The following is a 1,643-nucleotide window of genomic DNA, read 5'->3' on the forward strand; positions in this document are numbered from 1 at the left end:
GCCGGCTGAGCGGCCCCCGCGGGTCAGCCCCGCGCCCCCTCCTCCAGGCGCGGGAACAGCGCCGGTCCCTTCGTGATCCGTGTGCCCGGGGCGAGCGCGCCCCAGGTGCCGGCGTCCTGGACCCTCTGGTCCGCCAGGGGGCCGAGGGAGGGCTCCGCGCCCAGGGAGGTCCAGAGGCTCTGTGCGGTCTCCGGCATGACCGGGTGCAGCAGGACGGCGAGGGCGCGCAGCGACTCCGCGGCCGTGCTGAGGACGGTGGCGAGCCGGGCCCCGGCCTCCGCGCTGTCGTCCCTGGCGACCTTCCAGGGCTCCTGCTCGGTGAGGTAGCCGTTGACCTGCTTGACGAAGTCGAAGATCGCGGCGATGCCGCCCTGGAAGTCCAGCTCCTCGCCGATCCTGCGGTCCGCCTCCGCGACCGTCCTGGTCAGGCCGGCGCGGATCGCGTCCTCCGCCTCGCCGTCGGCGGTCGACGCCGGGAGCTCGCCGTCGAAGTACCGCCCGACCATGGCCGCCACGCGCGAGGCGAGGTTGCCGAAGTCGTTGGCCAGCTCGCTGGTGTAGCGGGCGGCGAAGTCCTCCCAGGAGAACGTGCCGTCCTGGCCGAACGCGATCGCGCGCAGGAAGTACCAGCGGTACGCGTCCACGCCGAAGTGCGAGGTCAGGTCACGCGGCCCGATGCCGGTCAGGTTGGACTTGCTCATCTTCTCGCCGCCCACCAGCAGCCAGCCGTTGGCGACGATCCGGCCGGGCAGCGGCAGGCCGTTGGCCATCAGCATCGCCGGCCAGATGACGGCGTGGAAGCGGAGGATGTCCTTGCCGACCAGGTGGACGTCCGCGGGGAACGTCGTCGCGAACTTGGCCGGGTTCTCGTTGTAGCCGGCCGCCGTGGCGTAGTTGAGCAGCGCGTCGACCCAGACGTAGATGACGTGCCGGTCGTCCCACGGGACCGGGACGCCCCAGGCGAACGTCGAACGGGAGATGGAGAGGTCCTGGAGGCCCTGCCGGACGAAATTGACGACCTCGTTGCGCGCGGACTCGGGCTGGATGAAGTCCGGGTGGGCCTCGTAGTGGGCGAGCAGCCGCTCGGGGTAGTCGCTCAGCCTGAAGAAGTAGTTCTCCTCCTGGAGGAGTTCGACGGGCCTGCGGTGGATCGGGCACACCTTCTGTCCCGCGTACTCGCCCTCGCCGTCGAGCAGTTCGGCGGGGATCTTGAACTCCTCGCAGTGGACGCAGTACGGGCCCTCGTAGTCCGCCTTGTAGATCTCGCCGTTGTCGTACAGGTCCTGCACGAACTCATGGACGCGGTCGGTGTGGCGGCGCTGCGTGGTGCGGATGAAGTCGTCGTGCGAGATCTCCAGGTGCCGCCACAGGGGCTGCCACGCCTCCTCCACGAGCCGGTCGCACCACTCCTGGGGGGAGACGCCGTGCGCGGTGGCGGTGCGCAGGATCTTCTGGCCGTGCTCGTCCGTGCCGGTGAGGAACCAGACCTTCTCCCCGCGCTGCCGGTGCCAGCGCGCGAGGACGTCGGCGGCGAGCGTCGTGTAGGCGTGGCCCAGGTGAGGGGCGTCGTTGACGTAGTAGATGGGGGTGGTGACGTAGTACGCCTTCTTCCCACCGGACTCGGGTCCCTCGGACGGCTCCAT

At 70.4% G+C, this 1,643-nt stretch carries 1 protein-coding gene; it reads right to left on the bottom strand.

Annotated features, from left to right (window positions below; translation table 11 throughout):
• Positions 1 to 23 precede the first annotated feature (23 nt).
• Complete coding sequence (gene metG, locus ACFY5C_RS41425) at positions 24 to 1,643, bottom strand: methionine--tRNA ligase (RefSeq protein ID WP_389455244.1); 1,620 nt, start codon at positions 1,641 to 1,643, stop codon at positions 24 to 26.

The organism is Streptomyces sp. NPDC012935 (assembly GCF_042900345.1).
Lineage (GTDB): Bacteria > Actinomycetota > Actinomycetes > Streptomycetales > Streptomycetaceae > Streptomyces.

Excerpts from the sequence above, each read along its gene's own strand:
- metG (WP_389455244.1), bottom strand. The coding sequence starts at position 1,643 with ATGGAGCCGTCCGAGGGACCCGAGTCCGGTGGGAAGAAGGCGTACTAC.